The sequence below is a fragment of the Streptomyces albidoflavus genome, from assembly GCF_000719955.1.
GTDB lineage: Bacteria > Actinomycetota > Actinomycetes > Streptomycetales > Streptomycetaceae > Streptomyces > Streptomyces albidoflavus.
Window position 1 is genome coordinate 1 of the sequence record NZ_JOII01000003.1, and the last position, 18,253, is coordinate 18,253.

Genomic DNA, 18,253 nt, shown 5'->3' on the forward strand with positions numbered 1-18,253 from the left:
GGGGACCCTGTGGGAGAGTAGGACGCCGCCGAACTATTATTGAGAGTGGTGGTCCCCGGATTTCGGTCCGGGGACCACCACTTTTTTGTTGCCCGGGTGCGCGATAAATCCGGCGACGGCGGCGGTCCTCCCCGGGATACTGGGCGGCCATGGATGATGAGGTCGAAGTTGTTGTCGCCCATTCCGAGCGGGCGACTCTGCGCGTCGGTGACGTGTATCTGAAGGTGGACGCGGATCGGGCGCGCGTCGATGTCGAGGTCCAGGCGATGGCGCTCGCGCCGGTCCCCACTCCGGACGTTCTGTGGCACAAGCCGCCCGTGCTCGCGCTCGCCGCCCTTCGCGGGACGACGCTCGGGCGTCTGGGCGGGCCCTCGACCGGAACGTCGGCGGCGTGGATGGCTGCGGGCGCCGCCATCCGGCAGCTGCACGAGGCGCCGCTGCCGTCGTGGACCGGGCGGGCCGGCCGGAGCGTCGTCACGCTGGCGGAGGAACTCGACCGGGAGTGCCGGTTGCTGGTGGTGAAGGGCTTGCTGCCGGCCGAGCTGGTCACGCGCAATCGGCGGGTGGCCGAGGTCGCGTTCCGGGAGTGGACCCCCGCGTTCACGCACGGCGATCTCCAGATCGCGCACGTCTTCCTGGACGGCGACGAGGTCACGGGCGTCATCGACTGGTCCGAGGCCGGCCAGGGCGACCCCTTGTACGACCTCGCCACCTTCTCGCTCGGACACGAGGAGCGTCTCGGTGATCTCCTCGCCGGCTACGGCGGTCATGTCGATCTCGAAGTGGTCCGGGCGTGGTGGGCGTTGAGGAGTCTGCTGGCGGTCCGGTGGCTGAGCGAGCACGGCTTCGACCCGTTCGCGCCGGGCTGCGAGGTCGACGTACTGAAGTCTCGGATGTGAGGGTGCGCGGCTCGGCGTTGCTGGTGGATGAGGTGTTCGGTACATCTGTGCAGGCGTCGTACGCCGGGGCGGGCCGGGCTTGCGGTGGCTGTCGCTCTCGCGAGTGACGAGGGGCCGGGGACCCGTTCCGTGGCCGATGGGGCGGGTGGAAGTGCGGCAGGATGGTAATTAACGAGGCCCCCGGGCAGTGCGGTGGAGACGTCAGATTTCTCGATCGCACCCCAGGGGCTTCGCTGTGCCCGCCTCCTGGAACGCCGTGGCTACGACGGGGTACCGCGGCGGCGGCCTCGGGTCGTCAGGCCACGGGTGAGGCGGGTCAGGCGGCCCTGGTTGGCCGCGCGGAACTCCTCGGCGAGGGTGCTGCGGTGGGAGGCCAGCAGGTGCTCGATCTGGCGCACTTCCTCCGCCGGCAGGGCGCGGACGACGGGGCGGAGCACCGTGGTGAGGAGGGAGAGCCGGGTCTCGTCCCATGCGGGGGTGGCGCCCGGATGGGACGACCAGTCGCGGAAGCAGGCCGCCGCGTACGCCGGGTCGGTGCGGAGACGCCGGGCCGTGGCGTCCTCGGCGGCCACCTCGGCGTACGCGGCGAGGAACGCGGGCTCTCCGGAGCGGGCGAGGTCGCTCAGTTCGGCGATGTCGTCGGCCTCGCCCGCGAGGAGACGGTGGGCGAGGGCGCGTTCCGCGCGGGTTCGCAGGGCGTCCGGCAGAGGGGCCGCTGCGGTGGCGTGCTCGGTGAGGTGGCGTACCCATTCGGTGCCCTCGGCGGGGGTGCCGAGGCGGTCGGTGTAGAGGAGCAGGTCCAGGGCGACGCAGTCGCGGGCCGTGAGGTCGGGGGCGAAGGAGTTGAGGAGGTCGGTCGCCAGCAGGCCGGCCTCCTCGTCGTCGGGGCGGGCCTCGAAGGCGGCGCGGAGCAGGAACGGCAGGGTGCCGGCGGTCCGGTGGGTGTCGGAGCCGGTGGCGGCCAGGAGGCGCCGGGCCTCGTCACCGGTGGGCGGAACCTCCGCCCAGACGCGGCGGGCCGCGGTCCCCAGCGCCTCGGGGGCGGTCATGGGCGACAGGCCGCCCGCGCGCAGCAGACCCTCCACCGCCGCGACGCGGTCGCCCTCCGGAACCGGCAGGGAGCAGAGCAGCAGGTGGGGCGCGGAGAAGCGGTCCACCTCCAGCGGCAGCGCGGCCAGTACGCGCGAGCCGGCGGCGGGGTCCTCGGCCGCCAGGGCGTCGAGGCGGTCGACCACCGCGTTCCGTACGGAGGGGCTGCCGGTCAGGGTGGAGCGGAACTCCTCGATGCCGGCGGCCGCCTCCGGGTCGGCGAAGACGGCGCGGGCCGCGCGGGAGGTGAGTTCCGGCAGCAGGTCGGCGTGGTCGACGCCCAGGGTCTCGGCGATCCGCAGCAGGGCCAACGGGCGGCCGAGCGGAGGGGCGGCGGGGTCGGTGAGGCCGCGCCGGATGTCGGAGCGGAGCCGGGACGCCAGCCGGTCGCGCAGCGCGGGGCCGAGGTCCCCGGCGTAGAGGAAGGGGAGGCGGGGCATGTCGGTGCGGACGGCGGCGGTGAGGGCGGTCGCCGTCAGGGGTTCCAGCTGGCTGACGGTCAGGCGGCCGCGGAGTGCCTCGCGCAGGCCCGTGAGGGCGGGGGCCTCGACCGGGTCGCTCTGGTCGGCGGCGGCGCTGAGGGCGGTGACGAAGGCGGCGAGTTGGCTCTGGCCCACGGCGGGTCCGGCGGCGGCGATCCAGGCGGCGGCGACCGCACGGGCCTCGGCATCGACCTGGACCCCGGTGCGTACCGCGGCGGCGGCCAGGCAGCCCGGCTCGGGGGAGTGGGCCGTCTCCTTGAAGAGGCCGGGGGCGCCGGCCAGCCAGACGCGGGCGCAGAGGCGGGCCCAGAGGTCCGGGACGGGACGCGGGGGCGGAGGGGCGGCGGAGCAGTCGAGAACCCGGTAGCGGCCCGGGTCGTCCAGGGCGGCGTAGTCCTCGGGGAGCATGCCCGATATGCGGTGTCCGTGGGCGGGGACGCGGGTGTACGTGGTGAAGGTGAGCCGGTGGGCCTCGGACGGCGGGAGGGCGGTCGCGGCCAGGGCGAGCCAGCGGGCGACGGCCACCGGGTCGCGCTCGACCACGACGAGGGGCGGGCTCGCCGGGTCGGCGACCAGGGTGCGTATCGCGGCGAAGAAGTCGGCGAGCCACGGGGTGCGGGTGGCGGCGAACTGGGTGAGCGCGCTTCGGCTCAGTTCGCGGGCCGGGGTGAAGGCGGCGACGGGCTTCGGGACTCCGCCCTCGGGAGTGGTACGGGCCCACTGCGGCGCACCCCAGCAGAAGACCGGCAGGGCGTCGTCCGGCAGGGCCGCCCCGTGCGGGAGGTGCACCGCGTGGGTGTGGGCGGTGAGGCCGGCCGGGCCGCCGGCCGCCACGGGCGCGGTGTGGCTGAGCAGGAGGCTGCCGTCCTCCAGCGCGGTGAGCGCGTACGCCGTGGGCAGCCGGTCCACCTCGGCGGGGGTGGGGTGCGGGGGCGTGCCCCGGGGCGGGACGTAGCCGAAGAGGTGTTCCGCCGCCTTGCGGATGCCGGGCGGGACACCCGGGGAGACGGCGGCCAGGCCGGGGCCGGACGAGGTGTGGTGCAGCTGGGCGAGGCTCATACGTCCGCATCCTTTCGCGCCGGTCGGGCCCGGGCACCGGCGGGTTGCCCGGCGGGCCGCCGGTGCCATCCCAGCAGAACAGGCGTTCCCCCGGGCGGAGTTCGGCGGAACGGTTACGAGCACTTCGCGGCGGCGGGGGCGGACGGCGGGCCGGGGGTGGCCCAGGCGGGGTCGGCCGAGGCCAGCCAGGCGTCCTGTCCGTCGGCCAACGGGCCGTCCAGCGGAAGAGGGACGAAGCGGCAGGCGAAGGTGAACCCCGCGTCGCCGTCCTCGCCCCCGACCTGGTGGAGCCAACTGTCCGGCGCCTCGTCCGGGGCGTGGAGGAGGAAGAAGGTCGTCCGCCGGGGGAGTCCCGTGTCGGGGTGCGGCTTCTCCTCCACCGCGAGGCGCCGCACCACGGTGGCGGCCACTCCCGTCTCCTCCGCCGTCTCCCGCACCACCGCCCGCTCCGGTGGCTCGCCGGGGCGGATGCCGCCCGCCGGGACCTGCGTGCCCGCCTCCGGCATGCCCACGTGGTCGAAGACGAGCAGGGCCGGGGCCGGGCCGCGCCGGATCACGTAGGCGGCGGCCCGGAGGCGTATCGGCGGGGTCACCGTTCGCCCAGGACGACCGCCGAGCGCGGGCCGAGGTGGAGGACACCGTCGCCGTCCAGGGAGGCCGAGTCGTCCCAGCCGGCGAGGGTGCGCAGGGCGCCGCCGCCGAGGGGGATGGCCGCCGGTTCGTCGCCGAGGTTGAGGGCCACCCTGATGTCGCCCCGGCGGAAGGCGAACCAGCGGGCCTGCTCGTCGAAGGCGACGCGGACCGCCGCCAGGTCGGCGTCGAGGAGGTCGGGACGGGCGCGGCGCAGGGCGATCAGGGTGCGGTGCCACTCCAGGAGGTGCCGGTGCGGCTCGCGCTCCCGCTCCGACCAGTCGAGGCACGAGCGGTCGCGGGTGGCGGGGTCCTGCGGGTCCGGGACGTCCTTCTCGGCCCAGCCGTGCGCGGCGAACTCACGGCGGCGCCCCTGGCGGACCGCGTCGGCCAGCTCCGGGTCGGTGTGGTCGGTGAAGAACTGCCAGGGGGTGCGCGCGCCCCACTCCTCGCCCATGAAGAGCATCGGCGTGAACGGGCCGGTGAGGACCAGTGCGGCCGCGCAGGCCAGCAGGCCGGGCGGGAGGGAGTCGGCGAGGCGGTCGCCCTGGGCGCGGTTGCCGATCTGGTCGTGGGTCTGGGCGTAGCCGAGGAGGCGGTGGGCGGAGACGCGGGTGCGGTCCAGGGGGCGGCCGTGGGTGCGGCCGCGGAAGGAGGAGTACGTGCCGTCGTGGAAGAAGCCGCCGGTGAGGGTCTTGGCCAGGGCGCGCAGGGGGTGTTCGGCGAAGTCCGCGTAGTAGCCGGCGGCCTCGCCGGTGAGGGCGGTGTGCAGGGCGTGGTGGAAGTCGTCGTTCCACTGGGCCTGGAGGCCGAGGCCGCCCTGGTCCCTCGGGGTGATCAGGCGCGGGTCGTTGAGGTCGGACTCGGCGATGAGGAAGAGCGGGCGGCCCAGGTCGCGGGAGAGGTCGCGGACGGCGTCCGCCAGCTCCTCCAGGAAGTGCACCGCCCGGGTGTCGCAGAGGGCGTGCACGGCGTCCAGGCGCAGGCCGTCCAGGTGGTAGTCGCGCAGCCAGGCCAGGGCGCTCTCCACCAGGAAGGCGCGGACCTCGTCGGAGCCGGGGGCGTCGAGGTTGACGGCCGAGCCCCACGGGGTGTGGTGGGTGTCGGTGAAGTACGGGCCGAAGGCGGGGAGGTAGTTGCCGGAGGGGCCGAGGTGGTTGTGGACCACGTCGAGGACGACGCCGAGGCCGCGCTCGTGGGCCGCGTCGACGAAGCGCTTCAGGGCCGCCGGGCCGCCGTACGGTTCGTGGACCGCCCAGAGGGAGACCCCCTCGTACCCCCAGCCGTGCACCCCCGGGAACGGGGCGAGCGGCATCAGCTCGACGTGGGTGACGCCGAGGGCGGCCAGGGCGTCCAGCCTGTCCGCCGCGGCGTCGAGCGTGCCCTCGGGGGTGAAGGTGCCGACGTGCAACTCGTAGAGGACCGCGCCCGGCAGGCCGCGGCCGGGCCACGGGACACGCCACGCGTACGCGTCGTGGTCGACGACGGCGCTCAGGCCGTCCGGGCCGTCGGGCTGGCGGCGGGAGCGGGGGTCGGGGAGGACCGGGCCGCCGTCGACCGAGAAGCCGTACCGGGTGCCGTCCTCCGCCGGGGCCTGGGCGGCCCACCAGCCCTGGCGGGAGACGTCCCGCTCCATGGGGAGGCGCTCGCCGCCCACGTCGAGCGTCACCTCGTCCTTGTCCGGTGCCCACACCTCGAACCGTGCCACCTCGGCCCCCTCGGTCATCCGTCTCTCGCCCGTCCTCGGTCGGTGTCGCCCCGTGCCGTCGGGCGCGGGCGGTCTTCTCGCGGTGCTCACACACCGCTGTCAACAGTCAACACGCTGCCACCGACAACCGGGGGCAGGACGGGGTGGTGAGATCAATTCGTTTCCGACGGAGGTTCGCTGACGGCCCGCCGGCGGGCCGGTGGGGGCGGGTGCGGCGCTGGACAGCGTGTTGCGGCGTGGCGGACAATCGGGCGGTGACCACCTCGCAGTTCCACCCCCAGCCGGCGCCCCGCGTCACCGACGCGCAGCGGGACCGGGCGCTGAAGGTGCTGCGGGACGGGGCCGCCGAGGGACGGCTGTCGCACGACACCTTCATCCGGCGGATGGAGCTGGCGCTCGCGGCGCGCAGTGTGGCCCAGCTCTCCGAGCTGACGGCCGATCTGCCGCAGGAGGGGGCGCTCTCGCGGGCGGTGTTCGGGTCGGTGCGGGCCGTCTCCGGCTTCACCGTCAAGATGCGGCGGGCCTGGCAGGCCGAGCGGCTGCCCAAGTTGCTGCTGCCCGGGCCCGAGTTGCGCGGGGCGCTGAGGATCGGGCGGGACCGGGGGAACGGGCTGCGGCTCAGCCATGACACGGTGTCGCGCTATCACGCGGAGCTGAGCTTCGAGAGCGGGATGTGGGTGGTGCGGGATCTGGGGTCCACCAACGGGACCTCCGTGAACGGGCGTCGGGTGGTGGGGTCTGCCGTGGTGCGGGACGGGGACCATGTCAGTTTCGGGTCCATGGTGTATCGCGTGGCGGTTTCTTGAGATTGGCCTTGGGCCGGCCGGCCGGGCTTGAAAGGTGGCCTCAGACGCCGGCCGGGCTTGAGAAGTGGCCTCAGTCGCCGGCCGGGCTGAAGTTGTGGCCGGGCTGAGTGGTGCTTCTGGGGTGCGTGCCGGTGAGGGGGTGACCGGCTGGCGGAGGGTGTAGGTGGCGTCAGGGTGCTGGTCAGGGGTGTGGGGTGTGGATGGCGGCTGCCAAGGTGGTTCGGGTCTGGTGTTCTGTTTGGGCTTCCAGGGGGACCCAGCGGGGGGTGAAGCGGGTGGTGAAGTCGTGGGACCAGTGGGTGACGAGGGATTCGAGGGTGGTGGCTGACGGGGGGTGGTGGCGGGTCAGTTCGCGGAGGAGCATGCCGGCGGCGCGGAGGGGGAGGCGGCGGCCGAAGGCTTCCATGCCGGAGACGTAGGCGGCGGTGGCGTTCTGCGAGGGCAGGTGCTCCCAGTCGTCGGCGAGGGCGGGGGAGAGGTCGAGGATCCAGCGGGCCGAGCGGGTCAGGGGGCCCGGCGGGTGCGGGAGGTGGGGCAGGGCGGTGGTGAGGACGCGGGTGACGGCGCGGGTGTGGGTGCGCAGGCGGTGGGCGCTGGCGCGCAGGGCGGCGGCGGGGTCCGGGTGGGGGGTGAGGTCGGTGACGCGGTCGCTCGCCCACAGGGGGACCTCGACCACGGCCGTGCGGCCCCCGTAGCGGTGGATGTGGTGCCAGGTGCTGTGGCGGACGTCCTCGGGGACGCTGGGGAACGGGGTGCCCGCGCCGGGTTCCGGCATCACGTGGACGCCGGGGCCCGAGACGGGCCAGCCCACCGCGTCGGAGGGGCCCGCCTCGACCGGGATGCGCAGTTCGGCGGCGGACTTGGCGAAGGGCTCGGCGAGGCCGGGGATGTCGCGGGTCACCTGCACCCAGCTGCCGCCGAGGTCGGTGCCGTGCAGGGAGACCTGGAGGTAGGGGCGCAGCTCGTCCAGGACGCCGGTGAGGGCCAGGGTCTCGGGAGGCAGGCGGTCCGGCGGGACGTAGGAGGGGGACCACTCGGGCTGTTCGGCGCCGCGCGGACGGTAGAAGCGCCGGTGGTACTCCAGGAGTGAGCCGGGGGCGCGCATCCGGTGCAGGCGCGCCCCGTCCGGGTCGGCGCAGAGCAGGAAGTGCCAGGAGGCGCGGGCCCGCAGGGCGGGGTCGGCGACGACGCGTGCGGCCAGGCGGCGTACGGCCGGTCCGCCCGCCGGCTCGTTGGCGTGCGCCCCCGCGACGACCAGGACGGCGGCGTCCGCGTGGCCGACGGAGAGCAGGTGGAGCGGGCGCCCCGCGCGGGAGAGACCGATCCGGCGCAGGGCGCAGAGCCGGGGATGTCGGCGTACCAGGGCGGTGGCGGCGCGCACCAGTTCCGAGGGCACCGGGAAGCGGTCGGCCGCGGCCCCTCCGGTGTCCGGTGTGAAGAAGGAATCCGCGTGCTCGTGCTGGGACATGCGCGCCCACCCCCCGTTGTTCGCCACCGGCGGCCTGCGCGGGCGTGGACGCCGGACGTGCACCGTACGATCCGCCGCACCGGGGCGCACGGGGGAGGAGAACACGCCGTCCCGCGCGCAACTACGCCAGGTGCGGTACGGCGCACTCCGGCGTACGGCCCGGCGCGTACTCAGCCGGGGTCCTCATTCCTCCTCGCGTCGGAGCAGGGCGACCGGGCGGTGGGCGAAGAGGGCGGCGAGGTCGGCCTCGCCCTCGTAGGCGGCGGTGGGGCGCGGGTCCGCCCCGGCCAGCAGATCCGTGTACCGCCCGGGAGGCAGCGGCAGGGTGGTCCCCCGCCAGCCGCCCGCCTGGTGCAGGGCGCCGGGCAGCCGGGTCACGGCGGTGAGGAGCGGCGGGTTCGTGCCGGGTCCCCGCCCGAAGGCGAGGCAGTGCGCGGCGGCCGGGCCCCGGGCGGTGACGGGGTGGTAGCCGGAGGCGGCGCCGAAGAGACCGGGGCGGTCGCGGCGGAGGCGGAGCGCGGTGGCGGTGAGGGCCAGTTTCTCCTCGTCCAGGCCGGTGGGCCGGCCGCCGGAGCCCAGCGTCTGGAGCGCGCCGGCCGGGGAGGGGACCGGGCGGCGGTTGTCGGGGTCCATGAGGGTGCGCAGGTCGTGTTCGGTGCCCTGGTAGACGTCGGGGACGCCCGGCATCGTCAGGTGGAGCAGGGCGGCGGCGAGGACACGGGCGCGGACGTAGGGGCCGAGGCGTTCGGCGAGGGCGGGGAACTGGTCGGCGGCGGTCCCGGTCAGCCCCTCGCGGACGTACCGCTCCACGGCCTCCTCGTACGCCGGGTCCTGCTCGGTCCAGGTGGTGTGCAGGCCCGCCTCGCGTGCGTGTTTGAGGAGGGCGCCGGAGAGCCGGTCGGCGGAGGAACCGGCGCTCTCGGACGGCGGGGTGCCGTCCTCGGGCAGCAGGGCGCAGGCGGTCTGCCAGGCGGCCCAGGTGAAGGGGAGGCCGACGGCGGCCGCCGCGTCCTTGCCCGCGCGGCGGACGGCGCCGGTCAGGAACTCGCCCCACAGGCGCGGGAACTCGGCGAGCACCCCGATCCGGGCGCGGGCGTCGGCGCTGCGCTTGGTGTCGTGGGTGGAGAGCACGGTGCCGGTCTCCGGCCACTCCCGCTGGAGCCGCGCGCAGAACGCGTGGAACGCCTCCGGGGCCAGGGCCGGGCTGCCCGGGTCGCCGCCGACCTCGCAGGCGGAGAGGAGGGGGACGTACCGGTAGAACGCCCGGTCCTCGACGGCCTTGGCGTGCAGGGCCGAGGCGACCTGGGCGAAGCGGGCCCGGAAGGCGTCCGCGCCCGCCGTGTCGGAGAGGCCGGTCAGGGTGCCGGCGGCCAGGCCCCGGACCACGTCCACGGCGTGCGCCTCCTCGGGCACGTCGAAGGCGGCGCGGGCCTCCTCGGCCGCCCGCTCGGTGAGGACGGCGGCGGTCTCGGCGGGGGACTGCTCGGGGTAGGGGCGGTAGACGGGGACGCGGACGAGGAGTTCGCGGACGGCGGTGCGCAGCGCCCACGGGGCGTGGTCGCGCAGGCCGAGGCCGGAGGCGCAGACCCGGGTGGCGATCCGCACCAGGGTCTCCACCTCGGCGGCGAGGTCGTGCCCGGCGACCTGGCGGGCGGCGCGGCGGGCGGTGGCGTGCCACTCGCCGCCCTCCTCCGGCTCCGGGTCGGCGAAGGCGCGGTACTGCTCCACCAGGGTGCGGGCGCCCTCGGGGTCGGTGAGGACCGCGTCGACGTGGCGGAGGGCGTCGTAGCCCGTGGTGCCGGCCACCGGCCAGGCGGGCGGCAGCGGTTCGCCGTCGGCGAGGATCTTCTCGACCACCGTCCACCGCCCGCCGGAGCGCTCGCGCAGCCGGGCCAGGTAGGCCCCCGGGTCGGTCAGGCCGTCGGGGTGGTCGACGCGCAGGCCGTGCACGACGCCCTCGTCGAGCAGGGCGAGGACGGTGGCGTGGGTGGCCTCGAAGACGGCCGGGTCCTCCACCCGGACCGCGATCAGGTCGTTGATGGTGAAGAAGCGCCGGTAGTTCAGCTCGGTGCGGGCCAGCCGCCACCAGACGGGCCGGTACCACTGGGCGTCGAGCAGCTCCGGCAGCGGCAGCCGCTCGGTGCCCGCGCGCAGCGGCAGGGCCAGTCCGCCGGGGAGGCGCAGCTCGCCGTCCTCGACGCGCATCCCGGCCGCCGCCTCGCCGGCGCGTTCGCCGAGCACCGGCAGCAGCAGCTGCCCGCCGCCGCCCGCCCAGTCGATGTCGAACCAGGCGGCGTACGGCGAGTGCGGGCCGTCCCGCAGCACCGTGCGCAGGGCCTGGTTGTGGACCGGGTCGGCGGCCATGTGGTTGGGGACGATGTCCACCACCAGGCCCAGGCCGTGGGCGCGGGCGGTCCGGGAGAGGGAGCGCAGCCCCGCCTCGCCGCCCAGCTCGGCGCGGACGCGGGTCGGGTCGGTGACGTCGTACCCGTGCGTGGAGCCGGGCACCGCCTCCAGGACGGGGGAGAGGTGGAGGTGGGAGACGCCGAGCGCGGCGAGTGCCGGTACGTCGGCCTCGGCGGCGGCGAAGGGGTGGCCGGGGTGGAGCTGGATCCGGTACGTGGCGGTGGGCGGCGCAGGCGGCGCGGGCGGCACCGGGGAGGCGGGCGTCATGGACGAGTACGTACCCGCCGGGCGGCCGTTGTTGTCATCGCGTGGCGCGCCGGGGTGACGGGCGCCCGGTCCCCGGCGGGCCACGGGCGGCCTCAGGCGGGCCGCTGGAGCACGGTCAGGCTGCGGTCGGGCAGGGTCAGCCGCTGCCCGGCCTTGACCTTGGGGCCGTCACCCGGCCGGGCCCCCTCCGGGGCTGCGGTCTCCACCACGGCCTGCCACTCCTGGCCGAGTCCGGTGGGGACGAGGAACTCCAGCGGCTCGGGGGAGGCGTTGAACATCAGCAGGAACGAGTCGTCGTGGATCGACTCGCCCCGCGGGCCCGGCTCCGAGATCGCGTTGCCGTTGAGGAAGACGGTGAGCGCCCTGGCCTGGGCGGAGTCCCAGTCCCGCTGGGTCATCTCCTCGCCCTCGGGGGTGTACCAGGCGATGTCGGAGAGGTCGTCGTGGGTGCCCTGCACCGGCCGGCCGTGGAAGAAGCGGCGGCGCCGGAAGACCGGGTGGTCGCGGCGGAGCCAGACCATCGCCCGGGTGAAGTCGAGCAGCGACTGCCCGCCCTCCGGCTCCTGCGGGGCCGCCTTGCCGTCTCCCTGCTCCGGCCAGTGCACCCAGGAGACCTCGCTGTCCTGGCAGTAGGCGTTGTTGTTGCCGCGCTGGGTGCGGGCGAACTCGTCGCCGTGGCTGAGCATCGGCACGCCCTGCGACAGCATCAGGGTGGCGACGAAGTTGCGCATCTGCCGCCTGCGCAGCTCCAGCACCTCCTGGTCGTCGGTGGCGCCCTCGGCCCCGCAGTTCCACGACCGGTTGTGGCTCTCGCCGTCCCGGTTGCCCTCGCCGTTGGCGTCGTTGTGCTTGTCGTTGTACGCCGTCAGGTCGTGCAGGGTGAAGCCGTCGTGGCAGGTGACGAAGTTGATGGAGGCCAGCGGGCGCCGCCCGTCGTCCTGGTACAGGTCGGAGGAGCCGGTGAGCCGGGAGGCGAACTCCGCCAGCGTGCGCGGCTCGCCGCGCCACATGTCGCGGACCGTGTCGCGGTACTTGCCGTTCCACTCGGTCCACAGCGGCGGGAAGTTCCCCACCTGGTAGCCGCCCTCGCCCACGTCCCACGGCTCGGCGATCAGCTTGACCTGGCTGACCACCGGGTCCTGCTGCACCAGGTCGAAGAAGGAGGAGAGCCGGTCCACCTCGTGGAACTGGCGGGCCAGGGTCGCCGCCAGGTCGAAGCGGAACCCGTCGACGTGCATGTCCGTCACCCAGTACCGCAGCGAGTCCATGATCAGCTGGAGGACGTGCGGGGACCGCATGAGCAGGGAGTTCCCGGTGCCCGTGGTGTCCATGTAGTAGCGGGGGTCGTCGCCGCTCAGCCGGTAGTACGAGGCGTTGTCCAGCCCCCGGAAGGAGAGGGTCGGGCCCAGGTGGTTGCCCTCGGCGGTGTGGTTGTAGACCACGTCGAGGATGACCTCGATGCCCGCCTGGTGCAGGGCGCGGACCGCCGACTTGAACTCCAGCACCTGCTGGCCCCGGTCGCCCCAGGAGGCGTAGGCGTTGTGCGGGGCGAAGAAGCCGATGGTGTTGTAGCCCCAGTAGTTGGCGAGGCCGGCGTCGGCGAGGCGGTGGTCGTTGACGAACTGGTGGACCGGCATCAGCTCCAGCGTGGTGATGCCCAGCTCGGTGAGGTGCTCCAGGATCGCCGGGTGGGCGAGGGCCGCGTAGGTGCCGCGCAGCTCCTCCGGCAGGGCCGGGTGGAGCATCGTCAGCCCCTTCACGTGGGCCTCGTAGATCACCGTGCGGTGGTAGTCGGTGCGCGGGCGGCGGTCGTCGCCCCAGTCGAAGTACGGGTTGACCACCACCGAGGTCATGGTGTGCGGGGCCGAGTCGAGGTCGTTGCGCTTCTCCGGGGAGCCGAAGTGGTAGCCGTACACCTCCTCGCCCCACTTGATCTTGCCGCTGACCGCGCGGGCGTACGGGTCGAGGAGGAGCTTGGCGCTGTTGCAGCGCTGGCCGCGTTCGGGGGCGTAGGGGCCGTGCACGCGGAAGCCGTACCGCTGTCCCGGCATGACGCCGGGGAGGTACGCGTGGCGCACGAAGGCGTCGGTCTCGCGCAGCTCCACCGCCGTCTCGGAGCCGTCGTCGTGCAGCAGCACCAGTTCGATCCGGTCCGCCGCCTCCGAGAAGACCGCGAAGTTCGTGCCGGCGCCGTCGTAGGAGGCACCGAGGGGATACGCCTGTCCAGGCCAGACCTGCATGGCTCGACTCTTCCATCTGAGGCCCGGGACAAGCCCGGAACAGTGGGACCGCTTCGTGCTGAGTCTTCCCGAAAGTGGAGCCAGTACCTAGGACTTCGGCCGGTCCACCCGGGTGACCACGGCGGGCCGGGCCCCCGGGGTCCATTAGGCTTCCGGCAACGGCCTTGACGGCCCGTCGAGTTGGGAGAGGACCCCGGGCATCGGGCTGCACACCCGCCACACCCGGAGTACCCTTCCTTGATCGTTGAACAGGGGAGTGCCGGGGGCCTCCGGGGAGCGGAAGGCGGTACGCGGGTGAGCTCGGGAGGGCTGGAGCTGCCCCCTGGTGACCCAGGTCACGAGGGGGGCTCCGGGGAGGTCCCGTCCGGAGCGGTGTCCCTGGCGCGGCCGGTGGAGACCGGCGCCCAGATAGGCCCCGAGCTGGACTGGGGCGCCGACGCCTGGAGCGAGGTCCGCACCCGCGCCCAGCGGGCCGGGCGCGCCTACATCTGGCTCAATCTGGTCGAACAGCGGCTGCGCGCCGTGGTCGCCGCCGTGCTGCGCCCGGTCTACGAGCCGGTGCACGGCGAGGACTGGGTGGTGGCCGCCGCCGGGCCCGCCGGACAGGAGTGGGTGCAGCGAGCCGTCGCCGTCCGCGAGGTCAGCCGCCGCAAGGGCTATCTGCTCGACCCGGCCGACGACAACGTGCTGAGCTTCCTCACCCTGCCGCAGCTGCGCGAGCTGATGGTGCAGCACTGGCCCTGCTTCGAGCCGTACTTCGACGACCGGCGCGCCGTCGAGCTGGCCCTCGACGAGCTGGAGGTCACCCGCAACGTCGTCTCCCGCAACCGGGCCCTCTCGCAGGCCGTCCTCTCCCAGGCCGAACGGGCCTCGGCGGTGCTCCTGGAGATGCTCGGCGCCGGCTCCGACGTGCCCTCGGCCCGGCGGCTGCGCGTCGACGCCGTCGAGGACCTGGTCGGCGACCGGTACGCGGACGTGGTCGGCGTCCACCCGGACCGGGTCCGACTGCTGCGGCAGTTCCCCGCCGAGGACCTGTTCGGCGGGGCCCGGCGGCTGGACGCCATCGGGATAGGGCTCAACCTGCTGGTGCAGAACTTCTCCGGCCGCCGCCTGGTCCGCCTCGCCGAGGAGGGCAGCCGCGTCCGGCTCCTCTTCCTCAACCCGGCCTCCAGCGCCGTCAAGCGCCGCGAACGCGAGCTGGGCCTCAAGCGCGGCGAGCTGAGCCGCTCGGTGGAGATGAACATCCTCCACATGCGCCGGGTCCGCGCCCGCCTGCGCGACCCGGGCGCCTTCGAGATCCAGGTGTACGACGAGACGCCCCGCTTCACCGCGTACCTGGTCGACGGGGACGGCTCCGACGGGGTCGCGGTCGTCCAGTCCTACCTGCGGCGCACCCGGGGCATGGAGGCCCCGGTTCTCGTGCTGCGCGGCGGCGGGCGCGTGGTGCGCGGAGAAGGCCCCGGGGAGAACGGGCTGTTCGAGACCTACCGCGAGGAGTTCGAGCTGGCCTGGGCCGACTCGCGGCCCGTCTCCTGACCGGGTGTGGCCCGCGCTCCGCCGGGCAGGCGGCAGCCACGGCGGAGCGGACGGCGGGGGCGCTGTCGGTGGTGCGTGCGAAGGTGGGGCACCACTGGGGGAACGCACAAAAGGAGGGGCGGCCATGGGCTGGCACCGGGAGCTGCTGATCGGTTTCGACCTGGAGACGACGGGCACCGACCCGCGGGAGGCGCGGATCGTCACGGCCGCCGTCATCGAGGTGGCGGACGGGGAGCGCCGGGGCCACCGCACCTGGCTCGCCGACCCCGGCATACCCATCCCGGCCGGAGCCACCGCCGTCCACGGCATCACCGACGCCCGCGCCGCCGCCGAGGGCAGCCCGCCCGACCGGGTCGCCGACGCGGTCGCCGAGGCACTCACCGGGTACTGGCGCGCGGGCGTCCCCGTCGTCGCCTACAACGCCCCCTTCGACCTCACCCTGCTCGCCGCCGAACTCCGGCGCCACCGGCTGCCCTCGCTCGCCGAGCGGCTCGGCGGGGCGCCGGTCGGGCCGGTGATCGACCCGCTCACCGTGGACCGCGCCGTCGACCGGTACCGCAAGGGGAGCCGCCGCCTCTCGGCGGTCTGCGCGGAGTACGGCGTGACGCTGGAGGAGGCCCACGACGCCTCGGCGGACGCCCTGGCGGCGGCCCGGCTGGCCCGGGCGATAGCCCTGCGCCACCCCAAGGTCGCCGCCCTCGGCGCGGCCGCGCTGCACGAACGCCAGATCGGCTGGGCCGCCGAGCGGGCCGCCGACTTCCAGGCGTACCTGCGGCGCAAGGGGGAACGGGGCGCGGTCGTCGACGGTGGGTGGCCGCTGCACGCCGAGGCCGCCTGAGGGACCCTGAGGGACCCTGAGGGACTCTGAGAGACGGCGTCGGCCTGGCCCGTCGTCAGAAGGGGTGCCAGCGGACCTCGGTGTCGCCGTCGCGGAGCGAGGCGACCCGGCGGCGGAACTCCGCCAGCGCCTTCGGGTTGCCCGGGGCGTGCTGGGAGACCCAGGCGCAGCTGGCCGTCTCGCGGGCGCCGCGCAGCACCGCGCAGCCGTCCCACTCCCGTACGTCCCAGCCGTAGACCGAGGTGAAGCGCCGGTACTCCTCGGCGGGGAGGCCGTACCGGTCGCGGGAGAGGGCCAGGACCACCAGGTCGTGCTCCCGGAAGTCCGAGGAGAAGGTCTCCAGGTCGGTGAGGACCGGGCCGTCGGGGCCGATGTGGACGTTGCGCGGCAGGGCGTCGCCGTGGATGGGGCCGGGCGGCAGGTGCGGGACGAGGGCGGCGGCGGCGGCCTTGGCGAAGCCGTCCCGGCGCTCGCGCAGGTAGTCGGCGTCGGCCGGGTCGATCGCGTCGCCCGCCAGGCGCAGCCAGCGCTCGACGCCGCCGAGGAGTTCCCGGCGGGGCAGGCCGAACGGCGGCGGCTCCAGGGCGTGGACCTGGCGGAGCAGGGCCGCGAGGTCGGCGGGGGCGGCCGGGCGGACCGGCTCGGAGAGACGGCGCCACAGGGTGACGGGGTGGCCGTCGACCAGCAGCGGCTCGGGCTGGACGGCGCGGACGGCCGGGACGCCCTGCTCCTGGAGCCAGACGGCGATCCGCAGTTCGCGGCGGGCGCGTTCCAGGAGTTCGGGGGCGCGGCCCACCTTGGCCACGACGTCGCCGAAGGCGAAGACGGCGTTCTCGCCGAAGGCCAGCAGGGTCGCCTCTTCGGCGGGGGTCGAGAGGCCGGCGGCGGCCAGTACGGATCTGGCCTGGGGCTCGTCCATCGTTCCTCCGTAGGTGTGGTGCGCGGCCAGTCTTTCACCCCGGTGGCACAGCCGGTTCCCGGACCTGCTGTGCCCCGCCGGGACGGGTCCGGCGGGGCACAGTGAGCAGCGGGCGTGGGGAGCGAGGGGCGGCGGGTCAGACGGCGACCGACTCCTCCATCTCCTCCTCCGCCTCCTCGGGGCCGGGGGCCGCCAGGGCTGCGGCCCGGCGCCCCCGGCGCTCGTACGCGGCCGCCGCCAGCAGGGCGAGGGCGCCCACGGCCAGCCAGGCGACGAGGGTCCAGAGGTGGCCGCCCAGGCCGCGGCTGTCGAAGTAGAGGACGGAGCGCAGGCCCTCGACGAAACCGGCGCCGTTCCAGAAGGCGTGCAGCGCGCCGAAGAAGCCGTTCTGGAGGTGGGGCAGGAAGAGGCCGCCGGAGCTGGTGAAGTTCAGCATCACGAAGAGCACCATCATCGCGAGGGTGGTCCAGCGCTTGAGGAAGGTGTGCAGTCCGGTGCCGATGGCGAGGATGCCCGCCGCGTAGAGCCAGCTCAGGACCCAGACCGCCCAGAGGCTGTGGTGGGCCAGGTGGAAGACGGGGCCGGCGAGGGCGGTGCCGATGAGGCTGACGACCAGGGAGACGCCGGCGACCAGCAGGGCCCGCAGCCGCATCGGCAGGGCGCCGCCCGCGCCGCCGACCACGGCGACCGAGGCGTAGCCGCCGATGCTGACGGCGACCAGGAGGAAGAAGAGTCCCTGGCCGGTGGGGTCGTCGTCGACCGGGGTGGCCACGTCGGTGACGGTGAGCGGCGCGCCCTGTTCGGCGGCGAGCGGGGTGAAGACCTTCTGGACCGCGAGGGCGCTCATGTCCGAGGCGGCCGAGGCGATCAGCAGCTCGGGCCGGTCGGCGTCGGGGAGGAAGGCGCCGGACAGCTCCTGGCCGCGCAGCAGTTCCTGGGCCTCGCCGCGGTCGGCGACGGTGCGGACGTCCAGGGCCTCCCCGCCCTCGTCCTTCAGGGTCTGGGCGAGCACCTGGGTCTGCGGGCCGGAGCCGACCACCGCCACCGGGACCTGGTGCGGCTCGGGGCTGACGAAGGCGCTCAGGTAGGCGAGGCCCATCCCCAGGCACATCAGCAGCGGGGTGACCAGGTGGAGCAGGACGTGGCGCAGCGCGCCGGAGGAGGCGGCGGCGTGCGCCGCCGGTTCCCTGACTGAAGACATCGGATCGTTCTCCCGCACCGGCGTGGCACGGACCCCACGCCGATGGTTGGCTCATACAACTTCTTGATTACTTTGTACTATACAACTACTTGTTCGGAGGGAAAGAGGTGAGCCGGTGAACCACCGGGACGAGGCGCTGGAGACCATCCAGCGCGAGATGACGGCCTTCGCCCGCCGTGCCCGCGCGGCCGCCGCGCACCTGCACCCCGAGCTGTCGCTCGTCTCGTACACCCTGCTCAGTCATCTGGAGACCCGGCAGGGGATGCGCGCCACCGACCTCGCCGCCCACTACCTGCTCGACAAGTCGACGATCAGCCGGCAGATCGGGGCGCTGGAGCGCTCCGGGCTCATCGAGCGGCGTACGGCCGAGGACGACCACCGCGTCCATGTGCTCCATCTCACCGCGGGCGGCAAACAGGCCCTCGACGAGGCCACCGAGGTCCGCCGCGCCGCCTACCGGGAACGCCTGGGGGACTGGGACGAGGCCGATCTCGACCGGTTCGCCGGATACCTGCTCCGCTACAACGGCGCCGACGGGAACTGACGCGGCGCCCGCCCGGGGGACCCGGGGCGCGGTTTCCTCCTGTCCGGGAAGGGCACGCGCACTGCGGACCGGCCGCACGCCTCGCGCTCCCCCTTCCCCCCGGCCGGAGCGCGGGCGGCGGTACGGTCATGCCCCCGTCCCCGTCCCGCCTCAGGCACCCG

At 74.7% G+C, this 18,253-nt stretch carries 13 protein-coding genes; 5 read left to right on the forward strand and 8 right to left on the reverse strand.

Translation table 11 applies throughout. The annotated features are described in order from the left end of the window. The first annotated feature begins 149 nt into the window (after positions 1-149). A complete protein-coding gene (locus IF45_RS0103390; protein WP_030305401.1) occupies positions 150-899 on the forward strand; it encodes a phosphotransferase family protein in 750 nt (249 codons plus the stop codon). 260 nt (positions 900-1,159) lie between these two features. Here the strand turns inward: IF45_RS0103390 and IF45_RS0103395 are convergent, their stop codons facing one another. The 3 genes from IF45_RS0103395 to treZ form a co-directional block, all read right to left on the reverse strand. Continuing rightward, positions 1,160-3,529, reverse strand: coding sequence for a GTPase-associated protein 1-related protein (locus tag IF45_RS0103395; RefSeq protein WP_008410972.1), 2,370 nt, complete (start codon positions 3,527-3,529; stop codon positions 1,160-1,162). A gap of 113 nt (positions 3,530-3,642) precedes the next feature. Continuing rightward, a complete protein-coding gene (locus IF45_RS0103400) occupies positions 3,643-4,122 on the reverse strand; it encodes an NUDIX hydrolase (protein WP_008410973.1) in 480 nt (159 codons plus the stop codon). Beyond that, the gene (gene treZ, locus IF45_RS0103405) at positions 4,119-5,885 is read right to left on the reverse strand and encodes a malto-oligosyltrehalose trehalohydrolase (RefSeq protein ID WP_008410974.1); all 1,767 of its coding nucleotides are present in this window, start codon (positions 5,883-5,885) and stop codon (positions 4,119-4,121) included. The genes IF45_RS0103400 and treZ overlap by 4 nt, the downstream gene beginning before the upstream one ends. A gap of 236 nt (positions 5,886-6,121) precedes the next feature. Here treZ and IF45_RS0103410 point away from each other — a divergent pair, with 236 nt between their 5' ends. Then, the gene (locus IF45_RS0103410) at positions 6,122-6,673 is read left to right on the forward strand and encodes an FHA domain-containing protein (protein ID WP_008410975.1); all 552 of its coding nucleotides are present in this window, start codon (positions 6,122-6,124) and stop codon (positions 6,671-6,673) included. 181 nt (positions 6,674-6,854) lie between these two features. Here the strand turns inward: IF45_RS0103410 and IF45_RS0103415 are convergent, their stop codons facing one another. From IF45_RS0103415 to glgX, 3 genes are all read right to left on the reverse strand, one after another. After that, positions 6,855-8,141: a M14 family zinc carboxypeptidase gene (locus IF45_RS0103415; RefSeq protein ID WP_008410976.1), complete on the reverse strand. Its 1,287-nt coding sequence runs from the start codon at positions 8,139-8,141 to the stop codon at positions 6,855-6,857. A 183-nt stretch (positions 8,142-8,324) separates the two neighbouring features. Continuing rightward, positions 8,325-10,814, reverse strand: a complete 2,490-nt coding sequence (treY, locus tag IF45_RS0103420; RefSeq protein WP_008410977.1) for a malto-oligosyltrehalose synthase — start codon at positions 10,812-10,814, stop codon at positions 8,325-8,327. 92 nt (positions 10,815-10,906) lie between these two features. Next, a complete protein-coding gene (gene glgX / locus IF45_RS0103425) occupies positions 10,907-13,054 on the reverse strand; it encodes a glycogen debranching protein GlgX (RefSeq protein ID WP_003951612.1) in 2,148 nt (715 codons plus the stop codon). 294 nt (positions 13,055-13,348) lie between these two features. Here glgX and IF45_RS0103430 point away from each other — a divergent pair, with 294 nt between their 5' ends. Beyond that, positions 13,349-14,590 (forward strand): DUF5919 domain-containing protein, encoded by a 1,242-nt coding sequence (locus IF45_RS0103430; RefSeq protein WP_003951613.1) that lies wholly within the window; start codon positions 13,349-13,351, stop codon positions 14,588-14,590. 124 nt (positions 14,591-14,714) lie between these two features. After that, on the forward strand, positions 14,715-15,428 hold the full coding sequence (locus IF45_RS0103435; protein WP_008410980.1) for an exonuclease domain-containing protein: 714 nt from the start codon (positions 14,715-14,717) through the stop codon (positions 15,426-15,428). 55 nt (positions 15,429-15,483) lie between these two features. Here the strand turns inward: IF45_RS0103435 and IF45_RS0103440 are convergent, their stop codons facing one another. Both IF45_RS0103440 and IF45_RS0103445 read right to left on the reverse strand, forming a co-directional pair. Then, positions 15,484-16,347, reverse strand: a complete 864-nt coding sequence (locus IF45_RS0103440; RefSeq protein WP_030305405.1) for an aminoglycoside phosphotransferase family protein — start codon at positions 16,345-16,347, stop codon at positions 15,484-15,486. A gap of 136 nt (positions 16,348-16,483) precedes the next feature. Then, positions 16,484-17,548, reverse strand: a complete 1,065-nt coding sequence (locus IF45_RS0103445) for an ABC-2 transporter permease (RefSeq protein ID WP_030305407.1) — start codon at positions 17,546-17,548, stop codon at positions 16,484-16,486. A gap of 115 nt (positions 17,549-17,663) precedes the next feature. Between IF45_RS0103445 and IF45_RS0103450 the strand changes: the two genes are divergently transcribed. Further along, positions 17,664-18,092: a MarR family winged helix-turn-helix transcriptional regulator gene (locus IF45_RS0103450; protein ID WP_008410987.1), complete on the forward strand. Its 429-nt coding sequence runs from the start codon at positions 17,664-17,666 to the stop codon at positions 18,090-18,092. Positions 18,093-18,253 lie beyond the last annotated feature (161 nt).

Coding starts and splice junctions, on each gene's coding strand:
- IF45_RS0103390 (WP_030305401.1), top strand. CDS start 150: ATGGATGATGAGGTCGAAGTTGTTGTCGCCCATTCCGAGCGGGCGACT.
- IF45_RS0103395 (WP_008410972.1), bottom strand. CDS start 3,529: ATGAGCCTCGCCCAGCTGCACCACACCTCGTCCGGCCCCGGCCTGGCC.
- treZ (WP_008410974.1), bottom strand. CDS start 5,885: ATGACCGAGGGGGCCGAGGTGGCACGGTTCGAGGTGTGGGCACCGGAC.
- IF45_RS0103415 (WP_008410976.1), bottom strand. CDS start 8,141: ATGTCCCAGCACGAGCACGCGGATTCCTTCTTCACACCGGACACCGGA.
- treY (WP_008410977.1), bottom strand. CDS start 10,814: ATGACGCCCGCCTCCCCGGTGCCGCCCGCGCCGCCTGCGCCGCCCACC.
- glgX (WP_003951612.1), bottom strand. CDS start 13,054: ATGCAGGTCTGGCCTGGACAGGCGTATCCCCTCGGTGCCTCCTACGAC.
- IF45_RS0103435 (WP_008410980.1), top strand. CDS start 14,715: ATGGGCTGGCACCGGGAGCTGCTGATCGGTTTCGACCTGGAGACGACG.
- IF45_RS0103440 (WP_030305405.1), bottom strand. CDS start 16,347: ATGGACGAGCCCCAGGCCAGATCCGTACTGGCCGCCGCCGGCCTCTCG.
- IF45_RS0103445 (WP_030305407.1), bottom strand. CDS start 17,548: ATGTCTTCAGTCAGGGAACCGGCGGCGCACGCCGCCGCCTCCTCCGGC.